Origin of the sequence: Streptomyces sp. NPDC023723 (genome assembly GCF_040639815.1) — a bacterium.
GTDB lineage: Bacteria > Actinomycetota > Actinomycetes > Streptomycetales > Streptomycetaceae > Streptomyces.
Genome location: NZ_JBFAAP010000017.1, coordinates 119,148 through 139,235, shown reverse-complemented (window position 1 = coordinate 139,235; position 20,088 = coordinate 119,148). Strand labels below are relative to the sequence as shown.

Below are 20,088 nucleotides of genomic sequence, written 5' to 3'. Positions count from 1 at the left end.
CCCTCCTCCCCGATACCGATCGCCTAGGACGACGATGTCTGCACGGACAGGTGCCCCGCGCCGCCTCGGCCGCCTCGGCTCCATACGTCTCTCCCTGATCCTCCTGGCCGTGGTGCCGAGCGTCACCCTCGCCGTGATGTGGGGCGTGACGACCAACCGGATGTTCTCCGAGGGACTGGAGCTGCGGTCGCAGACCCAGCTGAGCCGGGCCACCGGCGCGATGGGCACCGACGCCACCCTCGCCCTCCAGCGGGAGCGCGGCGTCTCGGCGACCTGGCTGGCGACGCCCGGCGGCTCGCGCGGGGAACTGGCGGCGCGGCGCAAGGAGACGGACGCGGCGGTGGCCGAACTGGTCGGGCAGAGCGACGCGATCCGCCGGGCGCCCGCCCGGGTCTCGGAACGGCTGTACGCGGTGCTCGGCTCGCTGGGCAGCCTGGAGTACTACCGCGACCAGGTCGACGCGCCCACCGACATCACCGCCGACCAGGCGCTCGACCAGTACTCCTCGATCGTCGACGAGCAGATACACGCCTTCCAGGAGCTGTCCCAGGTCGACGACGGCGACCTCACCTCGCAGGCCGGCCCGCTGGTCGCCCTGGAGCACGCGGCGGAACTGACCTCCCAGGAGGACGCCCGGCTCACCCTGGCCTGGCCCTCCGGGCGGCTCGACGAGGCCGAGTGGGCCGCGTTCTCCCAGGCGGTGCACACCCGGCGCTGGCTGGTCCAGGACCAGATCATGCCCGCGCTGCGCGGCACGGCGAAGACCCAGGTCGAGTCCATCCTGGCGAGTGAGGCGTGGCAGACCATGGAGGCGGTCGAGGACGAGGTGCTCGCGGCCCGCGGCGCGGACGGGACCGGCGCGATCCGCATCCCGGACGCCCGGCAGCGGTGGACCGCCGCCTTCGACCAGGTCTCCCTGCGGTACGCGGAGCTGATCCGGCAGCAGACCTCGGACCTGCTCGACCGCAGCGCCGAGGAGGCGCGTGGGCTGCTGCTCACGGCGGGCGCGCTGAGCGCGGGCGGGCTGCTCGCCCTGCTGCTGTGCGTGGTGCTGTCCTGGCGGATCACCCGCTCGCTGTCCCGGCGGCTCACCGGCCTGCGGCGGGCCACCCTGAGCCTGGCCGAGGAACGGCTGCCCGACGTGGTGGCCCGGCTGGAGCGGGGCGAGACGGTCGACGTGGAGTCGGCGACCCCGCCGCTGGACTACGGCCGGGACGAACTCGGGCAGGTGGCCCAGGCGTTCAACGCCGCGCAGCGCACCGCCGTGCACACCGCGGTGGAACTCGCCGACACCCGGCGCGGCTTCCAGAAGGTGATCCTCGGCATCGCCCGGCAGAGCCAGAACCTGGTCAACATGCAGCTCGGCAAGCTCGACGCGCTGGAACGCCGGCACACCGACCCGGAGGTCCTCAACGGCCTGTACGAACTGGACTCGGTGGCCAGCCAGTTGCGCCGCTACGAGGAGAACCTCGTCATCATCAGCGGCGAGCAGCCGCGGCGCAGCTGGCGGGAGCCGGTCGCGCTGGTCGACATCCTGCGCGGCGCGGTCGGCGAGGTCGCCGAGTACCAGCGGGTGGAGATCTCCACCGACGAGGACGTGTTCCTGGCGCCGCCCGCGGTGGCCGACGTGATCCATCTGCTGGCCGAGCTGATCGACAACGCCACCGCGTACTCGCCGGCACCCGCGCCGGTCGGGGTGCGGGCGGCGATGGTGGCCAGGGGCCTGGCGGTCGAGATCGAGGACCGGGGCCTCGGCCTGTCCGAGGACGACTACGTCTCGTTCAACGAGCAGCTGGCGGTGGAGCCGAAGTTCGACGTGGTGGCCCTCGCCGGCGATCTGCGGCTCGGCATGTTCGTCGTCGCCCGGCTCGCCCACCGGCACGGCATCACGGTCACGCTGCGTCCGTCGCCGTACGGCGGCACCACGGCGATCGTGCTGGTGCCGCACGAGATCGTGGTGCGGGAGCGGCCCGAGAACGGGACCGGGACCGGGGGCGAGGGCGAGAGCGAGAGCGAGAGCGAGAGCGACACCGTACGGCCGGGGCCCGCGCCCGTACTCTCACCCGCACCCGCGCCCGTACCCGCACCCGTACTCACACCCGCACCCACCCCGAGCCCTGACCGCGGCTCCCGCTCCCCCGCTGCTTCCCGCTCCCCCGCGGCTTCCCCCTCCCCCCTCCCCCGCCGCGTCCCGCAGACGAGTCTCGCCGCCGAGTTGCGTGCGGAGCCCGGGGCCGCCGCGGAGGGCGACGGTTACCCCGACTTCACCGCCGAGCGTGCCGCGTCCTCCCTCGCCGGTTTCCAGCGCGGCACCCTCCAGGCACGTGACGAGGAGCCCGAGGAACGGGACGGCCGCGCCCCGGACTCCGCCCGCCGACCGCTCACGAAGGACACGCCATGACACGCCCCTCGCCCGCCACCCACACCCAGCTCGACCAGTTGCTCACCGGACTCGTGGAGCGGGTCGCCGACGTCAACCAGGCCGTCGTGCTCTCCGAGGACGGGCTGGTGGTCAGCAAGTCCACCGGGTTCCTGCGCGACGACGCCGAGCGGCTCGCGGCGACCGCCTCGGGCCTGATGAGCCTCAGCAAGGGCGTCAGCATGGACTTCCGGGGCGGCCCGGTCCGCCAGGCGCTGATCGAGATGGCCAACAGTTTTCTGGTGCTGACCTCCGCCGGCCCCGGCGCCCACCTGGTGGTGCTCACCGGTCCGAACGCCGATGTGGGTGTGGTGGCGTACCAGATGAACATGCTGGTGAAGAAGATCGGTGAGCACCTCAGCGCGGCCCCCCGGGGCGTTACTGGCCCCGGTGCTTGACCCATGAGGGAAGGCGACGCGTGACATGAGGGAAGGCGACGCGGAGGGCCGGCTGGTGCGGCCGTTCGCCCTGACCGGCGGGCGCACCCGGCCCAGCCGCGCCGACTTCACCCTCATCACGACGGTGACCGCGGTGCACCCGCCGCCCGGCCGGATCGCGCGGGGGCAGCCGGAGCACGCCCGCATCCTGCGGCTGTGCGCCCGGCCGGTCGCCGTGGCGGAGCTGGCGGCCCTGCTCGACCTGCCGGTCAGCGTGGTGGTCATCCTGCTCTGCGATCTGCTGGAGGACGGCCGGATCGTCGCGCGGGCGCCGCACCCGGTGTCGCACACCACCGCCGACCTGGACCTGCTACGGAAAGTGAGGGAGGGCCTTGGCCGGCTCTGAGTCCGTCACCCGGGCGAGATCCGCTCCGGACGCCGTGAAGATACTCATCGCCGGCGGCTTCGGCGTCGGCAAGACCACCATGGTCGGTTCGGTCAGCGAGATCGCCCCGCTGCGCACCGAGGAACCGCTGACGATGGCCGGCCTGGGCGTCGACGACCTCGCCGGCATCGAGGAGAAACGGTCCACCACGGTGGCGCTGGACTTCGGCCGGATCACCGTCGGCGACGACCTGGTGCTCTACCTGTTCGGTACGCCGGGGCAGCAGCGGTTCTGGTTCATGTGGAACGACCTGGCGATCGGCGCCCTCGGCGCGGTCGTGCTGCTGGACGTGCGCCGGCCCGAGTCGAGTTTCGCCGCCATCGACTTCTTCGAGCGCCGGGGCATCCCGTTCGTGGTCGCGGTCAACGGCTTCCACGGGGAGCACCCGTATCCGGCGGAGGAGATCCGCGACGCGCTGGCGCTGCCGGACCATGTCCGGGTGCTGCTGTGCGACGCGCGCGAGCGGATCTCCTCCCGGGACGTACTGATCGCCCTGGTCGACCAGTTGATCGCCGCGGCGGCCGGTTAGTACCGGGGGCCGGTCAGTACCGGCGGCCGGTCAGTCCAGACCGGCCGTCTTCAGCCACGCCTTGGCGACGTCCAGCGGGTCCTTCTTGTCCAGCTGCACCTGGGCGTCGAGGTCGAGCAGCGTCTCGGTGTCCAGCTTCGCGGACACGGCGTTCAGGGCGGCGACGCCCTCCTCGGACAGCCCGTCCTTGTTGACCAGCGGGGTGACGTTGGCGAAGCCGAAGAAGTTGTCCGGGTCCTTCAGGACGACGAACTTCTCCTTCACGATGGTCGGGTCGGTGGTGAAGATGTCGGCGGCCTGCACGGTGTTCTTGGTCAGCGCCGCCTGGGTCAGCGGGCCGCCCGCGTCCAGCGCCTTGAACGACTTGAACTTCAGCCCGTACTTCGACTCCAGCCCCTTCAGCCCCTGCTGCCGGGTCTGGAACTCGGGCGAGCCGCCGATCACGAGGTCCGGGGCGATGTCCTTCAGGTCCGCGAGCGTCGAGTCCGAGGTGAGGCCGTACTTCTTCGCCGTGGCGGCGTTGACGCTCAGCGAGTCCTTGTCCTCGGCGGGCGAGGACTCCAGCAGGGTGAGGCTCTTGTCGAGCTTGGCCTTGGCCGCCGTGTCGACCGCCGCGGCGGAGGTCTGCTCGGCGTCGGCGTCGAGATAGGCGAGCAGCGAGCCGTTGTACTCGGGCAGCACGGTGACGGAACCGTTCTTCATCAGCCCGTACGTCGTCTCGCGGCTGCCGATGTTGTGCTTGTAGGTGACCTTGAGGCCCTTGGCCTTGAGCGCCTCGCCGTAGATGTCGGCGAGCAGCGTGCTCTCGGCGAAGTTGTTGGAGCCGACGACGACCGTGCCGGCCTCCGCCTTGTCCCCGTCCAGGGGGTTGTCGCCGCCGTCGTCGGAGGAGGAACAGCCCGAGAGCAGTGCCGCGGTGGCCATGAGCGTTACGGCCGCCACACCGGTGTGCCTCGTCCTGGACCGGCTGCTCTTCGCAGTGAAAGTCATTCACCGATCCCATCCCGCCGCTTCTGGGTCCGTCAAGAACAGCCTGGTTACGGTTTTCTGCGCACCCCCGGGGACACCGCGAACCGCCCGGCCGCCCAGAACAGACCCAGCGTGACCAGGGCGAGGACGGCCACCAGGGTGGCGCCGCCGACGACCTTCTCGTAGTCGCGCTGGTAGAGCCCGTCGACGATGTACCGGCCGAGGCCGCCCAGGCTGACGTAGGCGGCGATGGTGGCCGTGGAGACGATCTGGATGGCCGCCGAGCGCAGTCCGCTGAGGATCAGCGGCAGCGCGACCGGCAGTTCGACCTGGAGCAGCACCCGGGACTCGCGCATGCCCATGCCGCGGGCCGCGTCCACCGGGGCCGGGTCGACGGAGCGGATGGCCTCGTAGGTGGTGACCAGGATCGGCGGGACGGCGAGGATGACCAGCGGGATCATCACCGGGAACAGGCCGAAGCCCATCATGATGACGATCAGGACCAGCAGTCCGAAGCTGGGCAGCGCGCGGGCGGCGGTGGCGACGAAGGCCAGCGCGTTGCCGCCGCGCCCGGTGTGCCCGGTGACCAGGCCGACCGGCAGGCCGATCAGGGCGGCGACGCCGAGGGCCAGCGCCGAGTAGTGGAGGTGTTCCAGCAGGCGCTGCGGGATGCCGTCGTAGCCGTGCCAGTGGGCGCCGTCGCTGAAGAAGGCGTTGACGAAGTTCAGGACGTTCATCCGGTGGCCTCCGCCGGGCTGCGCCGGGTGCGGGTGCCGCGCGGCATCCACGGGGTGAGCAGGGCGCGCAGTGCGACCAGGGCCGCGTCGCAGGCGATGGCGAGGACCGCGGTGGTGAGCACGGAGTTGGCGGCCAGTTCGGGGCGGTCGTACTTCTGGGCGGCGGCCAGCAGGTTGCCGAGGGCGCCCTGGTTGCCGATCAGCGCGCCGACGCTGACCAGCGAGATGCTGGAGACGACGGCGACCCTGAGGCCGGCCACGATGGCGGGCACGGCGATCGGCAACTGCACCTGCGCGTAGCGGCGTACCGGTCCGAAGCCCATCGCGGTGGCGGCGGCCAGGGTCTCCTCGGGCACCGAGCGGACGCCGTCGACGAGGGCCGGGACCAGGACGACCAGGCTGTAGACGGCCAGCGGGATCATCACGGTCAGCTCGGTCTGGCCGGTGTAGTCGATGAGGACCACGAAGAAAGCCAGCGACGGGACGGCGTACAGCACGGTCGTCACGCCGAGCACCGGCGGGTAGAGCCAGCGGAAGCGGACGCAGAGCTGGGCGATCGGCAGCGCCAGCACCAGACCGGCCAGCACCGGCAGCAGGGCCTCGCGCAGATGCAGGCCGATCAGTCCGAGCCAGGTGCTCTGGAGGTCGCTTGGGATGTCGAAGAAGCCGTTCACGACACCGCCCCGGTGGGTGCCCCGGCCGCGGCCCCGGCGTGCTCGGCGTGCGCGGCGCGGATCGCGTCGCCGATGGCCGTCTGCGAGACGACCCCGGTGACCTTGCCGGCTTCGTCCACGGCGACCGCCCAGCCGGTGGGCGAGAGCACCGCGCAGTCCAGGGCGGCGCGCAGCGAGTCGGTGCCGGGGGTGAACGGCCGCCCGTACGGCAGCAGCCGCGCCGGGTCGATGTCGCCCGGGGTCAGGTCGCGCGGCTCGCTCCAGCCGAGCGGGCGGCCGTCGTCGTCGGTGACCAGCACGTAGGGCGACTTGGCGGCGGCGCCGAGGCGCTTGGCGGTGGCGTCCACCGGGACCACCGGGACGGTGGTCAGCTCCAGTGCGGCGGACGGGAAGAAGGACAGCCGCCGTACGCCCCGGTCGGCGCCGAGGAAGCCCTCGACGAAGGCGTCGGCGGGGTCGGAGAGCAGTTCGGCGGGGGGCGCGTACTGGGCGAGGTGACCGCCCTCGCGCATCACCGCGACCATGGTGCCGAGTTTGATGGCCTCGTCGATGTCGTGGGTGACGAAGACGATGGTCTTGCCCAGTTCGTCCTGGATGCGCAGGAGTTCGTCCTGGAGGCCCTTGCGGACCACCGGGTCGACGGCCGAGAACGGCTCGTCCATCAGCAGCACCGGCGGGTCGGCGGCGAGCGCGCGGGCCACGCCGACGCGCTGCTGCTGGCCGCCGGAGAGCTGGTACGGGTAGCGCTTGGCGAGGGAGGTGTCGAGGCCGACCCGGCCCATCAGCTCCGCCGCCCGGTCGCGGGCCTTCTGCTTGCTCCAGCCGAGCATCCGGGGCACGGTGGCGATGTTGTCGACGATCGTCCGGTGCTGGAAGAGACCGGCGTTCTGGATGACGTACCCCATGGAGCGGCGCAGGGTGGTGACGGGCTGCCGGGTGACGTCCGCGCCGTCGAGGAGGATGGTGCCCTCGCTGGGCTCGACCATCCTGTTGATCATCCGCAGGGTGGTCGTCTTGCCGCAGCCCGAGGGACCGACGAGGACCGTGATCGAGCGGTCCGGTATCTCCAGCGACAGCCGGTCCACCGCCACCGTGCCGTCCGGATACCGCTTGGTGACTGATTCCATCCGTATCAAAGCGCCGAATACCCTTCGGGTGGGCGGACAGGCCGGGAAGTGCTGGCCAGGGGTTGTACGGGCAGTTGCGGGTGCAGCTGCCGGGTGAGTCTAGGCCAGGCCGTTGAACCGGCCGCCTCGCACACCTGCCCCGGGCCGCGACCCCTTATGCGGCCCTCCTGGTCCGCGCCGCCGGCAGTGACCTCCTACGCGGCCCGCTCGATCCGCACCACCGCAAGTGACCTCCTACGCGGCCCGCTCGATCCGCACCACCGCCAGCGACCCCCTACGCGGCCCGCTCTATCCGCACCACCGCCAGCGACCCCCTACGCGGCCCGCTCTATCCGCACCACCGCCAGCGACCCCCTACGCGGCCCTCTCGATCCGCACCGTCGGCAGTCCCGGTGAGCGCAGCACCCGGCGGTCCGAGTCCACCGCGAAGATCTCGCAGCCCGGCCGGGCGGCGGCCCAGGTGACGCCCTCGCGGCCGAGCGCGAAGGCGGCGGTGGCCGCGGCGTCGGCCTCGGTGAGGGTGGGAGCCACCACCGTCAGGCTGAGCAGTCCGGTCGCCGGGCGCCCGGTCCGGCCGTCGAGGATGTGGTCGCCGCGCTCGTAGCGAGCGGAGGTCGCCACGGCCGCGTCGGTGACCTCCAGTACCGTGCACAGCCGGTCGGCGTGCTCGGGATGCCGTATCCCCACCCGCCAGGGACCGCCGGCGGCGACCACGTCACCGCCGGCGTTGAGGCAGAAGCGGCGCGCCCCGGCCGCCGTCAGCAGCTCCGCCGCCCGCTGCACCGACCAGCCCTTCACCACCGCGCACGGATCGAGCCGCCGCCCCGGCAGCCGGACGTCGAAGGCGCCGCCGGTCGCCGCCCGGTACTCCGCGCAGAGGCCGAGCACCTCCCGCAGGTCCTCGCTCAGCTCGAAGGTCTCGCCCCGGTCCAGCCGGGACACCTCGCTGTCGGCCCGAAACGGACTGAACCGGGCGTCCACCTCGCGCAGCCAGCGGAAGACCGCGTCGGCGGCCTGCTCGGGAACGTCCTCGTCGTCGATCCGCAGGGAGACCGGGAACCCCATGACGTGCTCGACGCGCCGCACGTCACAGCCCCTGCGCGTCGAGCGCGGCCTGCAGGGACTCCCGGTACCCGTCGCTGGTGACGGTGGCACCGGAGACGGTGTCGATGTCGGCGCTCTGCGCCTGCAGGGTCTCCTCGACGAGCTGCGGCACGGCGGCCGTGGTCTGCGGGTGGTTGGGCTGCTGGAGCATGGTGACGGCGGTGATCCGCTCGCCCTCGAAGGTCACCTGGACCTGGACGGGGCCCTTCTCGGTGTTCACGGTCGACCCGGCGACGGTCCGCTCGGTGGCACCGGCGGAACCGGTGCCGCCCGAGGAGGACACCGTCGGCGTCGGGGCGGCAACGGCCTCCGTGGTGCTGGTCGTGGTCGTCGGCTCGGTGGACGGCGCGTACCGCCACACGGGAATCAGCCCCGCGACGCTCAGCACCAGAACAGGTATGGCTCGTTTCACGGCGTGCTCTCGTCTCCCCCTCAGCCGGCCAGGCTGAAGCGCTCGAAGTGGATCTGCGGCCCGGGCACGCCCAGCTCGCGCAGGCTGCCCAGTACGGCGTTCATCATGGGCGGCGGTCCGCACAGGAAGACGTCGCGGTCGGTGAGGTCGGGGATCAGCCGGGCCAGTTCGGCCGGGGCCAGCCGGTCGGGCACCGGCGGCCCGGTCACCAGGTGCAGTTCGGCACCCTTGGCGACGGCGAGGTCGCGCAGCTCGTCGTAGAGCACCGCGTCCGGTTCGGCGGTGACCCGGTAGAGGACGACGGCGTGGCCGTCCAGCTCCTCCAGCAGCGCCCGGATCGGGGTGACGCCGACGCCGCCCGCGACGAGCACGGCGTCCGGCCGGGTGCGGTGCATGGTGGTGAACGCGCCGTAGGGTCCCTCGGCGAACACCCGGGTGCCGGGCCTCAGCCGCCGTAGCGCGGCGCTGCCGGCCCCGGCGGTCTTGACGGTGAGCCGGAGGGTACGGCCGTCGGGCGCGGCGGACAGCGAGAAGGGGTTGGCCTGCCACCAGCGGTCCCGGGTCAGGAACCGCCACAGGAAGAACTGGCCGGCGCGGGCCGGCAGCCGGTCCAGGTCGCGGCCGGTGACGTACACGGACACCACGTGCTCGTTCTCCGGGACGACGGCCGTCACCCGCAGCCGGTGACGCCAGTTCCGCCACAGCGGCAGCGCGAGCCGCCCGGCGAACACCGCGCCCAGCGCGACACCCCACACCGCGTACCAGTACCCGGTCCCCCACGACGACGACGTGAACGAGGTCCCGACGGCGACTTGGTGGGTGAAGGCCAGCACCACCGCGACGTATGTGTACAGGTGCAGGAAGTGCCAGGTCTCGTACGCCAGCCGGCGCCGCGCGGCCCGCGCCGAGACCCCGCCGATCACCAGCAGCAGCACGAAGGCGACCAGTGCCCGCAGCACGCCCTCGACGGTCTCGGCGAGGTCGACGAGCTGGTTCAGCGGGTCCATCCCGGACCCCTCCCCGTACCCGAAGGTGATGAGGACCACGTGGGCGAGCAGCGTCCACACCACGCCGAAGCCGGTCCAGCGGTGCCAGGAGGTCAGCCGGTCCATGCCGATGCGGCGGTCCAGCCAGGGCAGCCGGGCCACCAGCAGCAGCTGGAACGCCATGAACAGGGCGCCGTACAGCCCGGCCAGCCGGCCCAGCACGATCAGCGCGTTGGACGCGAAGCCGCCCTGGACGAAGAGGACGGCCACGACGGCCGCGTTGACGGCGAACAGCGCGTACAGGCCGGTGCGGGCCAGCACCCGGGGGCGCAGGACCGGGGTGGGGGGCGGCTGGACGACACGGGGAGCGCGTGGGGCAGTGGTCACGCTCCGAGCTTCACCCGGCCGCCCTGTCGTTTTCCTGTCTACCGGCTTTCGAGTGGTTATCGATCCCGGTACGGCGATGACCTGGGGCTCGGCTGTGCGTGCCGGGTGACGCACTATGGGCGGGTGGAAAAAGTACGACTCCTCGTCGTGGACGACGACCCGCCCATCGCCGACCTGGTCGCCACCGTCGCCCGGTACGAGGGCTGGGAGGCGGTGACCGCCAACACCGGCGAGGAGGCACTGCGCACCGCCGCCGCGTTCCACCCGGACATCGTGGTGCTCGACCTGATGCTGCCGGACCTCGACGGCTTCGGCGTCCTGGACCGGCTGCGCCGCTCGGGCACCCAGGTGCCGGTGGTCTTCCTCACCGCCCGCGACCAGGTCGCCGACCGGGTGGCGGGGCTGACCCGGGGCGGCGACGACTACCTGGTCAAGCCGTTCGCGGTGGAGGAGCTGATGGCCCGGCTGCGCACCGTGCTGCGGCGCAGCGCCGGACCCGGCTTCCAGCGCTCGGTGCTCGGCGTCGGCGACCTGACGATGGACGAGGACACCCGCCAGGTGCGGCGCGGCGAGACCCTGCTGTCGCTCACCCCCACCGAGTACGAGGTGCTGCGCTACCTGATGCGCAAGTCCCCGACCGTGCTGACCAAGGCGCAGATCCTGGACCATGTGTGGGAGTACGGCTTCGGCGGCCGGTCCAACGTAGTGGAACTGGTGGTCAGCCGGCTGCGCCGCAAACTGGACGAGGCGGGCGGCGGCGCCCCGCTGATCCACACGGTGCGCGGCTTCGGCTACGCGCTGCGGCAGGCGGCTCCGTGAGAGGGCCGGTGCGTCCGGTACGTCCGGTACGGCGGCTGTGGCGGGCCTACCGCGACTCGCGGCTCGGCACCCGGCTCGCCCTCGGCCTCGGCCTGCTGTCGCTGCTGGCGTTCGCCGTGGTCGGCACGGCGCTCACCACGTACATGCGGGACTACCTGGAGGCCCGGCTCGTCGACCAGATGAAGCTGGCGCAGGTGGTGCAGACCAAGGACGCGGCCGAGCACGGCACCGTGCAGCGCAAGTCGTACTACGGCTGGTACACGGCCGTCTACGACGTCTCCGCCGCCTCGGCCGACCTGCGCGAGCCCGCCGACGTGCCCGCCGACCCGGGCGCGCTGACCGCGCTGGCCGAGGAGATGGCCCAGTCGGGGCAGGACATCACGCGCACCGTGCGGATCGACGGCCGCGGGCCCTACCTGCTGCGGGCCTGCGAGGTGCAGCCCGGCGTGGTGCTGGTCAGCGCGGCGCCGCTCGGGGACGTCGAGAACACCATGGACCATCTGATCGCCGTGCAGGTGGTCGCCTTCGGGGTGGCGCTGCTGGCGCTGGTGGTGGTCGGGCGGCGGATGCTGCGGCGCGGGCTGAAGCCGCTGAGCGACATGGCGCACACCGCGCACGGCATCGCCTCGCACGACCTGACCGAGTCGGCGGCCCGGCTGCCGCTGCGGGACGCCGGGCGGGACGGCGGCCGGGAGGTGGCGGAGCTGCGCACCGCGTTCAACGCGATGCTGGAGCACATCGACGACTCCCTGGCGGTACGCGCCGAGGCGGAGGGCCGGCTGCGCAGGTTCGTCGCGGACGCCTCGCACGAACTGCGCACCCCGCTGATGTCGGTCCGCGGCTACGCCGACCTGTTCCAGTACGCGGCGGCCAACGAACCGGCCGAACGGGACCGCCACCTGGCCCGGCTGCGCGCCGAGGCGGCCCGGATGGGCGTCCTGCTGGACGACCTGCTGCTGCTCGCCCGGCTGGACGCGGCCGAGGTCGAGGCACCGCTGCGGATGACCGGCACCGACCTGACGGACCTGGCCCGGCAGGCCGCCGACGCGTTCCGCGCCTCGCACCCGGGCCGTCCGCTGACCGTGACGGCCCCGGCCGAGCCGGTCCGGCTGCGCTGCGACGCGGGGCGCATCCGCCAGGTCCTGGACAACCTCCTCACCAACGCGGCCGTGCACACCCCGCCCGGCACGGAGGTGTCCCTGCGGGTGGCGCGCGACGCGGAGACGGCCCGGGTGACGGTGGCCGACACCGGCCCCGGCATACCGCCCGCCGACCGGGAACGGGTCTTCGACCGCTTCTACCGCGTCGACAAGGCCCGCAGCCGCGACCGGGGCGGCAGCGGACTGGGCCTGGCGGTGGCCCGGTCACTGGTGACGGCACACGGGGGCACGGTGGAACTTGCGAGCGCGCCGGGGGCAACGGTGTTCACGGTGACACTGCCGCTGGCCCGCACGGATCTCACGGACCGCTGACGGACCCGCCGCGGTCCCGAGGCGGTGCGGGCGGGGCCAGCCGTCACCGCCCCCGCCCGTCCCCCTGCGAAGTCGCGGGTCTCCGTCTCCACCGACAGCTTCCACGCGCACGACGGTTTCGAGCGGTGGTCCCGGATGGTCGACGACTAGGTCACGCCGGTCTCGACGAAGAGCGAGCACACGCACCGCTTCATGGCCCACTGAATCCGGCTGCCATCGCGGCGCACCTCATCTCCGTGCGGTCACTGCACGCACTGTTCCGTCAGCAGCCGGAAACGGTCGGTGCCACCATCCGCCGACTGCGGCTCGAACGCGCCCGCGCCGACCTGGCCGACCCCCGGCTCCGGCACCGGACCATCGGGGAGACCGCGACCCGGTGGGGTTCAGCCGCGCGTTCCACCGTGCCTACGGGCTGCCGCTCCGTAGCGGCGGGACTTCAGCCCGCGTTCTCCTGCGGCTCCAACCGCAGCGAGACCGAGTTGATGCAGTACCGCTGGTCGGTCGGGGTCGGGTAGCCCTCGCCCGCGAAGACGTGGCCGAGGTGGGAGCCGCAGCGGGCGCAGCGGACCTCGGTGCGGACCATGCCGTGGGAGTGGTCCTCGATCAGTTCGACCGCGTCGGAGCCCTTCGGGTCGTAGAAGGACGGCCAGCCGCAGTGCGACTCGAACTTGGTGGTCGAGGTGAACAGCTCCGCCCCGCAGGCCCGGCAGGAGTAGACGCCGGTGGTCTTGGTGTCGGTGTACTCACCGGTGAAGGCCGGCTCCGTGGCGGCCTGCCGCAGGACGGCGTACTCGGCCGGGGACAGCTCCGCGCGCCACTGCTCGTCCGGCTTCTCGACGTCGTACGCCATGAGTGCTCAGCTCCCCTACTAGCTTCTACTGCTTCTGAAGACGGTCCAGGATCAGCGGGCCGAGGTCCGTGACGTCGCCCGCGCCCATGGTGAGAACGAGATCACCGGGCCGTGCCATTCCCGCGACCGCCTCCGGTACGGCGGCGGCGTCGTGCAGCGGGGTGACGTCGGCGCCGGCCGCGCGGGCCGCCTCGATGATCAGGTCGCTGGTGACGCCGGGGATCGGGTCCTCGCGGGCCGGGTAGATGTCGAGGACCACCGAGGCGTCGGCGAGGGCGAGGGACTGGCCCATCTCCTTGGCCAGTTCCTGGGTGCGGGAGAACAGGTGCGGCTGGAAGACGACGAGGATGCGGGCCTCGCCGGCCGCCGCGCGCATCGCCTCCAGGTCGGCGGTCATCTCGGTGGGGTGGTGCGCGTAGGAGTCGATCACCTGGACGCCGGCCGCCTCGCCCTTGAGCTGGAGCCGCCGCTTCACGCCGGTGTAGGCGGCCAGCGCGGGGGCCAGGTCGGTGGCCGGGACGCCGAGGGCGGCGCCCGCGGCCAGCGCGGCCACCGCGTTGGACGCGTAGTGGCGGCCGGGGACGGAGACCGTGAAGGTAGGCTCCGTGCCGTCCGGCAGCGCGACGGTGACCTCGCTCTTCAGGCCCTGGGGCACGACGGAGAGGATGCGGACGTCGGCGTCGGCGGCCTCGCCGTACGTCACCGTGGTGACCGTGCCGGCCAGGCGGCGGGTGAGTTCCCGGGCGCCCTCGTGGTCGGCGGAGATCACCAGCGTGCCGCCGGGCACGATCCGGCCGGCGAAGGTCTCGAAGGACTCGTAGATCTCGTCCATCGAGGCGTAGTTGGCGTGGTGGTCGAGTTCGACGTTGAGGACGATCGCGACCTCGGGGGCGTACTTGTGGAAGCTGCGGTCCGATTCGTCGGCCTCGGCGACGAAGATCTCGCCGGCGCCGTGCAGCGCGTTGGAGCCGGGCTCGTCCAGGTCGCCGCCGATGGCGTACGACGGGTTCAGGCCCAGCTCGGCCAGGGAGACGGCCAGCATGGAGGTGGTGGTCGTCTTGCCGTGGGTGCCGGCCACCGCGAGCGGGCGCAGGCCGTCCATCAGGGCGGCGAGCGCGTCGGAGCGGTGCACGACCGGGACGCCCAGTTCGGCGGCGCGGGCCAGCTCCGGGTTGTCGGCGCGGATCGCGGAGGAGACGACGACGCAGCTCGCGTCGTCGGCGAGGTGCTCCGCCGCGTGTCCGATGTGCACCGTCGCGCCCAGCGCGCGCAGCGCCCGCGCGGTCGCGGAGTCCTTCGCGTCGCTGCCGGCCACCTCGGCCCCGCGCTGCGCGAGGATCTTGGCGATCCCCGACATTCCGGCGCCGCCGATGCCGATGAAATGCGGTCGGTCCATGGCGGTGGGGAGGCCGGGTGCCATGTGTGTCTCCCTGTACGTGCGGGTCTGTGCTTGCTGCTCTGTACGTGTTGCTCTGCGCGTGCTGCTCTGCGCGTGCTGATCTGCGCGTGCTGATCTGCGCGTGTCTGCGGCGGTCAGCCTATGCGGTGCCCGGCGCGGTCGCCGACCCGAGTGACCCCCGGGCTCACGTCTTGCTGTGCGAGAACAGCTTCAGCACCGGGACGCCGACCCGGTGCCGGGCCCGGGAGGCCCAGTCCCGGTGGAAGAACTCCTCCACGTAGTGCGGGTCGGTCAGCACGATCACCTCGTCCGCGCCGACCTCCTCCACCAGGCCCTTGAGCGAGTCCAGCGGGTGGTCGTCGATCAGCCGGCCCGCCGCCTCGTTGCCGGAGGCGCGCAGTGCGGTGAGAGAGACCTCCAGGGCCCGCTGCCCCGTGGTCAGCGCCTCCTCGCCCTCGGGGGTCTCCCCTTCTCTGACGGCCTCGTCCAGTTCGCCGAGCGCCACGTCGTCGATGGCGCGCAGCAGGCGGTCCGCCTGGTCGCCGCGCGGCTGGAGCAGCACGTGGAAGGAGACCGTCTCGTCCCCGTGCAAGGTGGTGACGAACTCCACGTCAGCGGACGTCAGGGCCTTCTCGATCATCAAAACGCTGGTGAACACCGGGCGCCTCTTCTCCATCGGCCTGTCAGCTCCATCGGCTCTGAGGAAACCATCCTGCCCCGTGATCGCACGGGTACTGCCGGATTCAGTGTGCCCGTCGCGAGCTAACCGGAACGGGAGATTCCAGGTATTGCCACCCGGCACACCCGGCTTCACACCCTCCGGTAGCTGCTGAAGAGGAAACCTTCCTGCTCCAGCAGCGAAGCCAGCTCGAACCGGTGCGGCACCGCCAGCGACGGACCGGTGGCGATCCGCTGCGCGCCGCCCGCCGTCAGCGTCGGCGAGACGGTCAGGCACAGCTCGTCCAGCACGCCGGCCGCGACGAACTGGCCGAGCAGCCGCGGCCCGCCCTCGGTCAGCAGCCGGCGGTGGCCGAGGGCGGTCAGGGCGGCCACCGCGCGTACCGGGTCGACGCCGGGACCGTCCCCGGCGACCACCACCCGGGCACCGGCCCGCTCGGCGGCGGCGACCCGGTCGGCGGGCGCGCCGGCCCCGGTCAGGATCAGCGTGGGGACCAGCGGCGAGGTGAACAGCGGCAGCGAGAAGTCCAGCGCGAGCGCCGCGCTGACCACCGCGACGGCCGGCACCGGCCCCTGCCCGGCGGCCCGCCGCGCCTCCTCCAGGCCGGCCCGCGCGCGTGCCGGGCGGTAGCCCTCCTGGCGTACGGTCTCGGCGCCGACGACGACCACGTCGGCGAGCGCCCGCAGAGTGCCGAAGATCCGCATGTCGGCGGCGCTGGAGATGGGCTGGGAGCGGCCGTCGTGCTGGGCGGCCCCGTCCAGCGAGGAGACCATGTTGGCCCGCAGCCACACGTCCGGTCCGCCGGCGCCGCCGAGGCCGTCCGGATAGGCGTACGCGGCGGCCAGCTCCGCCAGGCTCCACTCCCGGTCGGTCTCCTCAAGGCCCCGGGGCGCTGCTGTCTGGTCGGTCACAGGGAACAGGCGTCGCATGCCGTGCAGTGTTCCACGGCATCTAACATGATGAACCGTGTCGTCCTCCTCCCCGGCCTCCGGCCGCGCCGCCGCCGGATCCGCGCACATAGCGGGCCCCGCGGGTACCGCCCCGCGCTCGCCCGTCTCCCTGTGCGCCCGCGCGCCGCAGGTCCCCGCCGACCGGCTGGTGGCCGAGATGGTGCCGCCGCCGCGGTTCGACTCGGTCCGCTTCGACACGTACGTGCCGGACCCGAACCAGCCCAGCCAGCGCGAGGCCGTCCGGGTCCTGGAGGGGTTCGCGGCCGGGCTGGGCGCGGCGCCGGCGGCCGGTGCCCGGCGCGGCTTGTTCGGATTCGGCCGCGCCAAGGCGCCGAAGACCGCCACCGGCCCCCGCGGCGTCTACCTGGACGGCGGCTACGGCGTCGGCAAGACCCACCTGCTGGCCTCCCTGTGGCACGCCACCGACGCCGAGCCGGCCCGGAAGGCGTTCGGCACCTTCGTGGAGCTGACCAACCTGGTCGGCGCCCTCGGCTTCCAGCAGACCGTGCGGACCCTGTCCGGGCACCGGCTGCTGTGCATCGACGAGTTCGAACTGGACGACCCGGGCGACACCGTCCTGGTCTCCAGCCTGCTGGCCCGGCTGGTGGAGGCGGGCGTGGCGCTGGCCGCCACCTCCAACACGCTGCCCGGCAAGCTCGGCGAGGGCCGGTTCGCGGCGGCCGACTTCCTGCGCGAGATCCAGGGCCTGTCGGCCCACTTCCGGGCGCTGCGCATCGACGGCGAGGACTACCGGCACCGGGGTCTGCCGAAGGCCCCGGCGCCCTACTCCGACGAGCAGGTCACGCGGGCCGCGCGGGCCACCGGGGGCGCCTCCCTGGACGCCTTCCCGGACCTGCTGGACCACCTGGCCCGGGTGCACCCCAGCCGCTACGGCGCGCTGACCGACGGCCTCGCGGCCGTGTGCCTGACCGGGGTCCGTCCGGTGCCGGACCAGTCGACGGCGCTCAGGCTGGTGGTGCTCGCGGACCGGCTGTACGACCGCGAGGTGCCGGTGCTCGCCTCCGGGCTGCCGTTCGACCAGCTGTTCAGCGCCGACATGCTGAACGGCGGCTACCGCAAGAAGTACTTCCGGGCGATCTCCCGGCTGACCGCGCTGGCCCGCGACGCGGCACCCCTGGCCGACGCCCGCTGAGGGCCGCTCATCACGCCCGGTACCTCCTGGTCAAGGGGCTCTTCACGCCACCCGGCCACTCTTTTCAAGCTCTCTTCACACCCGAAACGTCGAGTTAACCCTGCAAACGACTTTGCCGGGCTAAGGTCTTTCTTGACCAGCCTTTGACCGAGTGTTGGTCCGCGTAAAGCGTCCGGGATCGGCGGAGGGAGGCGCGTGTCCCGAGGTAGGACGGCCGGCACCCCGGCCCAGCCCTCGCACTCGCCCCGCTCGCCCTCCGCCCGTTCACCCCGGGCGCTCCGTTCGCAACCGCACATACGAGCAGTGAAGCCGTGGCCAAAGCAAGGTCACCTCTGTCACCTGACCTGACCGTCCGACGCGCCCCCACCGCGCGCCAGGAGGAAAACACCCTCATGCAGCCCCTCATCGACCACGCCCGCACGTTCGGACAGCGCCCTGAGGAGTTCGCCAGGTTCGCCGCGGGCCAGTCCCCCGACGTCCTGTTCATCACCTGCTCCGACTCGCGGGTCGTACCCGCCCTGATCACGGGCGCCCGGCCCGGCCAGCTCTTCGAGCTGCGCACCGCGGGCAACGTCGTCCCGTCGTACACCGCCGAGCGCCCCACCGGCGAGGCGGCCACCATCGAGTACGCCGTGCAGGCGCTCGACGTCGGCGACATCGTGGTCTGCGGCCACTCGCACTGCGGCGCCGTCGGCGCGATGGTCCGCGGCGACGACCTGACCGACGTACCCGCCGTCCGTGACTGGCTCCGCTACGGCGCCGACCAGCCGAAGTGCTCCGACCCGGCCGACCCGACGGTCGCCGAAGCGGTGCAGAACCACGTGCTGGCCCAACTGCTGCGGCTGCGCTCCTACCCCTGTGTCGAACGGCGCCTGACGGAGGGCCGGCTGCGGCTGCACGGCTGGTACTACGAGGTGCACACCGGCGCCATGCGCGCGTACCGCGCGGACACCGACACCTTCGACGTCCTGTGAGCGGCGGCGCCATGTCCCGAATATCCCTGACCAAGTACCCCTTCCTGCGGCAGGACTTCGCGGCCTCCCTGGTCGTCTTCCTGGTGGCCCTGCCGCTGTGCGTGGGGGTCGCCGTCGCCTCCGGGGTGCCGGCCGAACTCGGCCTGGTCACCGGCATCGTGGGCGGCATCGTCGCCGGTCTGCTGCCGGGCAGCAGCCTCCAGGTGTCCGGCCCCGCCGCCGGACTGACCGTCCTGGTCTACGAGGCCGTCGACACCTACGGGCTGCCCGCGCTGGGCGTGATCGTGCTGGCGGCCGGGCTGCTCCAGCTCGCGATGGGCGCCCTGCGGCTGGGGCGCTGGTTCCGGGCCATCTCGCTCTCGGTGGTCGAGGGCATGCTGGCCGGTATCGGGCTGGTCATCATCGCCGGACAGCTGTACGCGGCGGCCGGTCTGGACGCCCCCGCCTCCGGGCTCGGCAAGATCGCCGGGCTGCCGGGGGCGGCGGCCGACGCGTTCGGCTCCACCGAGGCGCTGGTCTCGCTGGCGGTCGGCGCGGGCACCGTCGCGGTGCTGGCCGGCTGGAAGAAGCTGCCGCGGCGGGTCCAGACCGTGCCGGGCGCGCTGGCCGCGGTGGTGCTGGCCACGCTCGCCGTCCTCGCCTTCTCGCTGCCGGTCGCCACCGTCGAGGTCAACGGCCTGTTCGACTCGATCCAGCCGCCCGGCGCCGACGCCTTCGGCGAACTGGCGAGCGTCGGCATCATCGGCACGATCATCGCCTTCACCCTGATCGCCTCCGCCGAGAGCCTGTTCAGCGCCGCCGCGGTGGACCGGCTGCACAACGGTCCGCGCACCCAGTACAACAAGGAACTGATGGCGCAGGGCGCGGGCAACGCGGTCTGCGGAGTGCTCGGCGCGCTGCCGATGACCGCGGTCATCGTGCGCAGCTCGGCCAACGTGCACGCGGGCGCGCGGACCAAGGCGTCCCGGGTCCTGCACGGCGTGTGGCTGCTGCTGTTCGCGGCGCTGCTGCCGGCCGCGCTGGCCTACATCCCGCTGCCCGCGCTGGCCGGCATCCTGGTGCACGCCGGCTGGAAGCTGATCCCGTTCCGGGGGATCGGCGCGCTGTGGCGGGCGCACCGGGGCGAGGCGCTGATACTGATCGTCACGGCCGTGTCGATCGTCGCCGTCAACATGTTCGAGGGCGTGCTGATCGGGCTGGCCCTGTCGGTGGTCAAGACCGCCTGGGAGGCCTCGCACCTGAAGACCGAGATCGTCGACAAGGGCGCCGGTCCGATCCAGGTGTACCTGTCGGGCAACGCCACCTTCCTGCGGCTGCCGAAGATCCTCGACAGCCTGGAGGCGCTGCCCGCGGACCGGCCCATCGAGCTGGACCTGTCCGGGCTGCACCACCTGGACCACGCCTGCCGCACCGCGCTGGAGAACTGGGCCGAGCGGCACAGCGCCACCGGCACCGATCCGGTGAAGGTGACGGAGAAGGCGACGGAAGAGGCGACGGGGAAATCGGGGAAAGCGACGGGGAAGGCAGGCGAAAAGGTGACGGAACGGACCGGGTGACGCCCGGCTGAGACGTCCGGGCACCCCACGCGCCCCCGTGGGGTGCCCGGACCTGACACGTGCGCCGCGT

The 20,088-nt window shown here is 72.6% G+C and carries 20 protein-coding genes; 9 read left to right on the top strand and 11 right to left on the bottom strand.

Annotated elements, in window-relative coordinates:
* The first annotated feature begins 34 nt into the window (after nt 1–34).
* Genes AB0G32_RS20075 through AB0G32_RS20060 form a run of 4 tightly spaced genes read left to right on the top strand, consistent with a single transcriptional unit; the run spans nt 35 to nt 3,770 of the window.
* Nucleotides 35–2,401 (top strand): nitrate- and nitrite sensing domain-containing protein, encoded by a 2,367-nt coding sequence (locus AB0G32_RS20075; RefSeq protein WP_361164546.1) that lies wholly within the window; start codon nt 35–37, stop codon nt 2,399–2,401.
* Nucleotides 2,398–2,817, top strand: a complete 420-nt coding sequence (locus AB0G32_RS20070) for a roadblock/LC7 domain-containing protein (RefSeq protein WP_361164543.1) — start codon at nt 2,398–2,400, stop codon at nt 2,815–2,817. The genes AB0G32_RS20075 and AB0G32_RS20070 overlap by 4 nt, the downstream gene beginning before the upstream one ends.
* 25 nt (nt 2,818–2,842) lie before the next feature.
* A complete protein-coding gene (locus AB0G32_RS20065; protein ID WP_361164540.1) occupies nt 2,843–3,202 on the top strand; it encodes a DUF742 domain-containing protein in 360 nt (119 codons plus the stop codon).
* The gene (locus AB0G32_RS20060; RefSeq protein WP_361164537.1) at nt 3,189–3,770 is read left to right on the top strand and encodes an ATP/GTP-binding protein; all 582 of its coding nucleotides are present in this window, start codon (nt 3,189–3,191) and stop codon (nt 3,768–3,770) included. Before AB0G32_RS20065 ends, AB0G32_RS20060 begins: the two co-directional genes overlap by 14 nt.
* Before the next feature lie 30 nt (nt 3,771–3,800).
* Here the strand turns inward: AB0G32_RS20060 and AB0G32_RS20055 are convergent, their stop codons facing one another.
* The 7 genes from AB0G32_RS20055 to AB0G32_RS20025 form a co-directional block, all read right to left on the bottom strand.
* Nucleotides 3,801–4,760 carry an ABC transporter substrate-binding protein gene (locus AB0G32_RS20055; protein WP_361164534.1) on the bottom strand — a complete coding sequence of 320 codons (960 nt, stop codon included), beginning with the start codon at nt 4,758–4,760 and terminating at the stop codon, nt 3,801–3,803.
* Between the two features lie 47 nt (nt 4,761–4,807).
* A complete protein-coding gene (locus tag AB0G32_RS20050; protein ID WP_361164531.1) occupies nt 4,808–5,476 on the bottom strand; it encodes an ABC transporter permease in 669 nt (222 codons plus the stop codon).
* A complete protein-coding gene (locus tag AB0G32_RS20045; RefSeq protein ID WP_361164528.1) occupies nt 5,473–6,150 on the bottom strand; it encodes an ABC transporter permease subunit in 678 nt (225 codons plus the stop codon). Before AB0G32_RS20045 ends, AB0G32_RS20050 begins: the two co-directional genes overlap by 4 nt.
* On the bottom strand, nt 6,147–7,286 hold the full coding sequence (locus AB0G32_RS20040; RefSeq protein WP_361164525.1) for an ABC transporter ATP-binding protein: 1,140 nt from the start codon (nt 7,284–7,286) through the stop codon (nt 6,147–6,149). The genes AB0G32_RS20045 and AB0G32_RS20040 overlap by 4 nt, the downstream gene beginning before the upstream one ends.
* 345 nt (nt 7,287–7,631) lie before the next feature.
* Nucleotides 7,632–8,363 carry an FAD:protein FMN transferase gene (locus tag AB0G32_RS20035; protein ID WP_361164522.1) on the bottom strand — a complete coding sequence of 244 codons (732 nt, stop codon included), beginning with the start codon at nt 8,361–8,363 and terminating at the stop codon, nt 7,632–7,634.
* Between the two features lies 1 nt (nt 8,364).
* On the bottom strand, nt 8,365–8,793 hold the full coding sequence (locus AB0G32_RS20030) for an FMN-binding protein (protein WP_361164519.1): 429 nt from the start codon (nt 8,791–8,793) through the stop codon (nt 8,365–8,367).
* 20 nt (nt 8,794–8,813) lie between these two features.
* Nucleotides 8,814–10,166: a ferredoxin reductase family protein gene (locus AB0G32_RS20025; RefSeq protein ID WP_361164516.1), complete on the bottom strand. Its 1,353-nt coding sequence runs from the start codon at nt 10,164–10,166 to the stop codon at nt 8,814–8,816.
* Between the two features lie 123 nt (nt 10,167–10,289).
* Here AB0G32_RS20025 and AB0G32_RS20020 point away from each other — a divergent pair, with 123 nt between their 5' ends.
* On the top strand, nt 10,290–10,985 hold the full coding sequence (locus tag AB0G32_RS20020) for a response regulator transcription factor (protein WP_361164513.1): 696 nt from the start codon (nt 10,290–10,292) through the stop codon (nt 10,983–10,985).
* Nucleotides 10,986–10,993: 8 nt separating this feature from the next.
* Nucleotides 10,994–12,457, top strand: a complete 1,464-nt coding sequence (locus AB0G32_RS20015) for a HAMP domain-containing sensor histidine kinase (protein ID WP_361164510.1) — start codon at nt 10,994–10,996, stop codon at nt 12,455–12,457.
* 436 nt (nt 12,458–12,893) lie between these two features.
* Here the strand turns inward: AB0G32_RS20015 and msrB are convergent, their stop codons facing one another.
* From msrB to AB0G32_RS19995, 4 genes are all read right to left on the bottom strand, one after another.
* Complete coding sequence (gene msrB / locus AB0G32_RS20010; protein ID WP_361164507.1) at nt 12,894–13,307, bottom strand: peptide-methionine (R)-S-oxide reductase MsrB; 414 nt, start codon at nt 13,305–13,307, stop codon at nt 12,894–12,896.
* Between the two features lie 25 nt (nt 13,308–13,332).
* A complete protein-coding gene (murC, locus tag AB0G32_RS20005) occupies nt 13,333–14,727 on the bottom strand; it encodes a UDP-N-acetylmuramate--L-alanine ligase (protein ID WP_361164504.1) in 1,395 nt (464 codons plus the stop codon).
* A gap of 163 nt (nt 14,728–14,890) precedes the next feature.
* Nucleotides 14,891–15,364 carry an indole-3-glycerol phosphate synthase gene (locus AB0G32_RS20000; RefSeq protein WP_361164601.1) on the bottom strand — a complete coding sequence of 158 codons (474 nt, stop codon included), beginning with the start codon at nt 15,362–15,364 and terminating at the stop codon, nt 14,891–14,893.
* A gap of 152 nt (nt 15,365–15,516) precedes the next feature.
* Nucleotides 15,517–16,314: a pyrimidine reductase family protein gene (locus tag AB0G32_RS19995; protein WP_361164501.1), complete on the bottom strand. Its 798-nt coding sequence runs from the start codon at nt 16,312–16,314 to the stop codon at nt 15,517–15,519.
* 88 nt (nt 16,315–16,402) lie between these two features.
* Here AB0G32_RS19995 and zapE point away from each other — a divergent pair, with 88 nt between their 5' ends.
* The 3 genes from zapE (at nt 16,403) to AB0G32_RS19980 (ending at nt 20,018) form a co-directional block, all read left to right on the top strand.
* The gene (gene zapE, locus AB0G32_RS19990; protein ID WP_361164598.1) at nt 16,403–17,488 is read left to right on the top strand and encodes a cell division protein ZapE; all 1,086 of its coding nucleotides are present in this window, start codon (nt 16,403–16,405) and stop codon (nt 17,486–17,488) included.
* 392 nt (nt 17,489–17,880) lie between these two features.
* Entirely contained in the window at nt 17,881–18,462 is a 582-nt protein-coding gene (locus AB0G32_RS19985) for a carbonic anhydrase (RefSeq protein ID WP_361164498.1), read from the top strand.
* Nucleotides 18,463–18,473: 11 nt separating this feature from the next.
* Complete coding sequence (locus tag AB0G32_RS19980) at nt 18,474–20,018, top strand: SulP family inorganic anion transporter (RefSeq protein ID WP_361164495.1); 1,545 nt, start codon at nt 18,474–18,476, stop codon at nt 20,016–20,018.
* The last annotated feature ends 70 nt before the right edge of the window (nt 20,019–20,088 follow it).

Excerpts from the sequence above, each read along its gene's own strand:
- murC (WP_361164504.1), bottom strand. The coding sequence starts at position 14,727 with ATGGCACCCGGCCTCCCCACCGCCATGGACCGACCGCATTTCATCGGC.
- AB0G32_RS20075 (WP_361164546.1), top strand. The coding sequence starts at position 35 with ATGTCTGCACGGACAGGTGCCCCGCGCCGCCTCGGCCGCCTCGGCTCC.
- AB0G32_RS19985 (WP_361164498.1), top strand. The coding sequence starts at position 17,881 with ATGCAGCCCCTCATCGACCACGCCCGCACGTTCGGACAGCGCCCTGAG.
- AB0G32_RS20050 (WP_361164531.1), bottom strand. The coding sequence starts at position 5,476 with ATGAACGTCCTGAACTTCGTCAACGCCTTCTTCAGCGACGGCGCCCAC.
- AB0G32_RS20070 (WP_361164543.1), top strand. The coding sequence starts at position 2,398 with ATGACACGCCCCTCGCCCGCCACCCACACCCAGCTCGACCAGTTGCTC.
- AB0G32_RS19995 (WP_361164501.1), bottom strand. The coding sequence starts at position 16,314 with ATGCGACGCCTGTTCCCTGTGACCGACCAGACAGCAGCGCCCCGGGGC.
- AB0G32_RS20055 (WP_361164534.1), bottom strand. The coding sequence starts at position 4,760 with ATGACTTTCACTGCGAAGAGCAGCCGGTCCAGGACGAGGCACACCGGT.
- msrB (WP_361164507.1), bottom strand. The coding sequence starts at position 13,307 with ATGGCGTACGACGTCGAGAAGCCGGACGAGCAGTGGCGCGCGGAGCTG.
- AB0G32_RS19980 (WP_361164495.1), top strand. The coding sequence starts at position 18,474 with ATGTCCCGAATATCCCTGACCAAGTACCCCTTCCTGCGGCAGGACTTC.
- AB0G32_RS20065 (WP_361164540.1), top strand. The coding sequence starts at position 2,843 with ATGAGGGAAGGCGACGCGGAGGGCCGGCTGGTGCGGCCGTTCGCCCTG.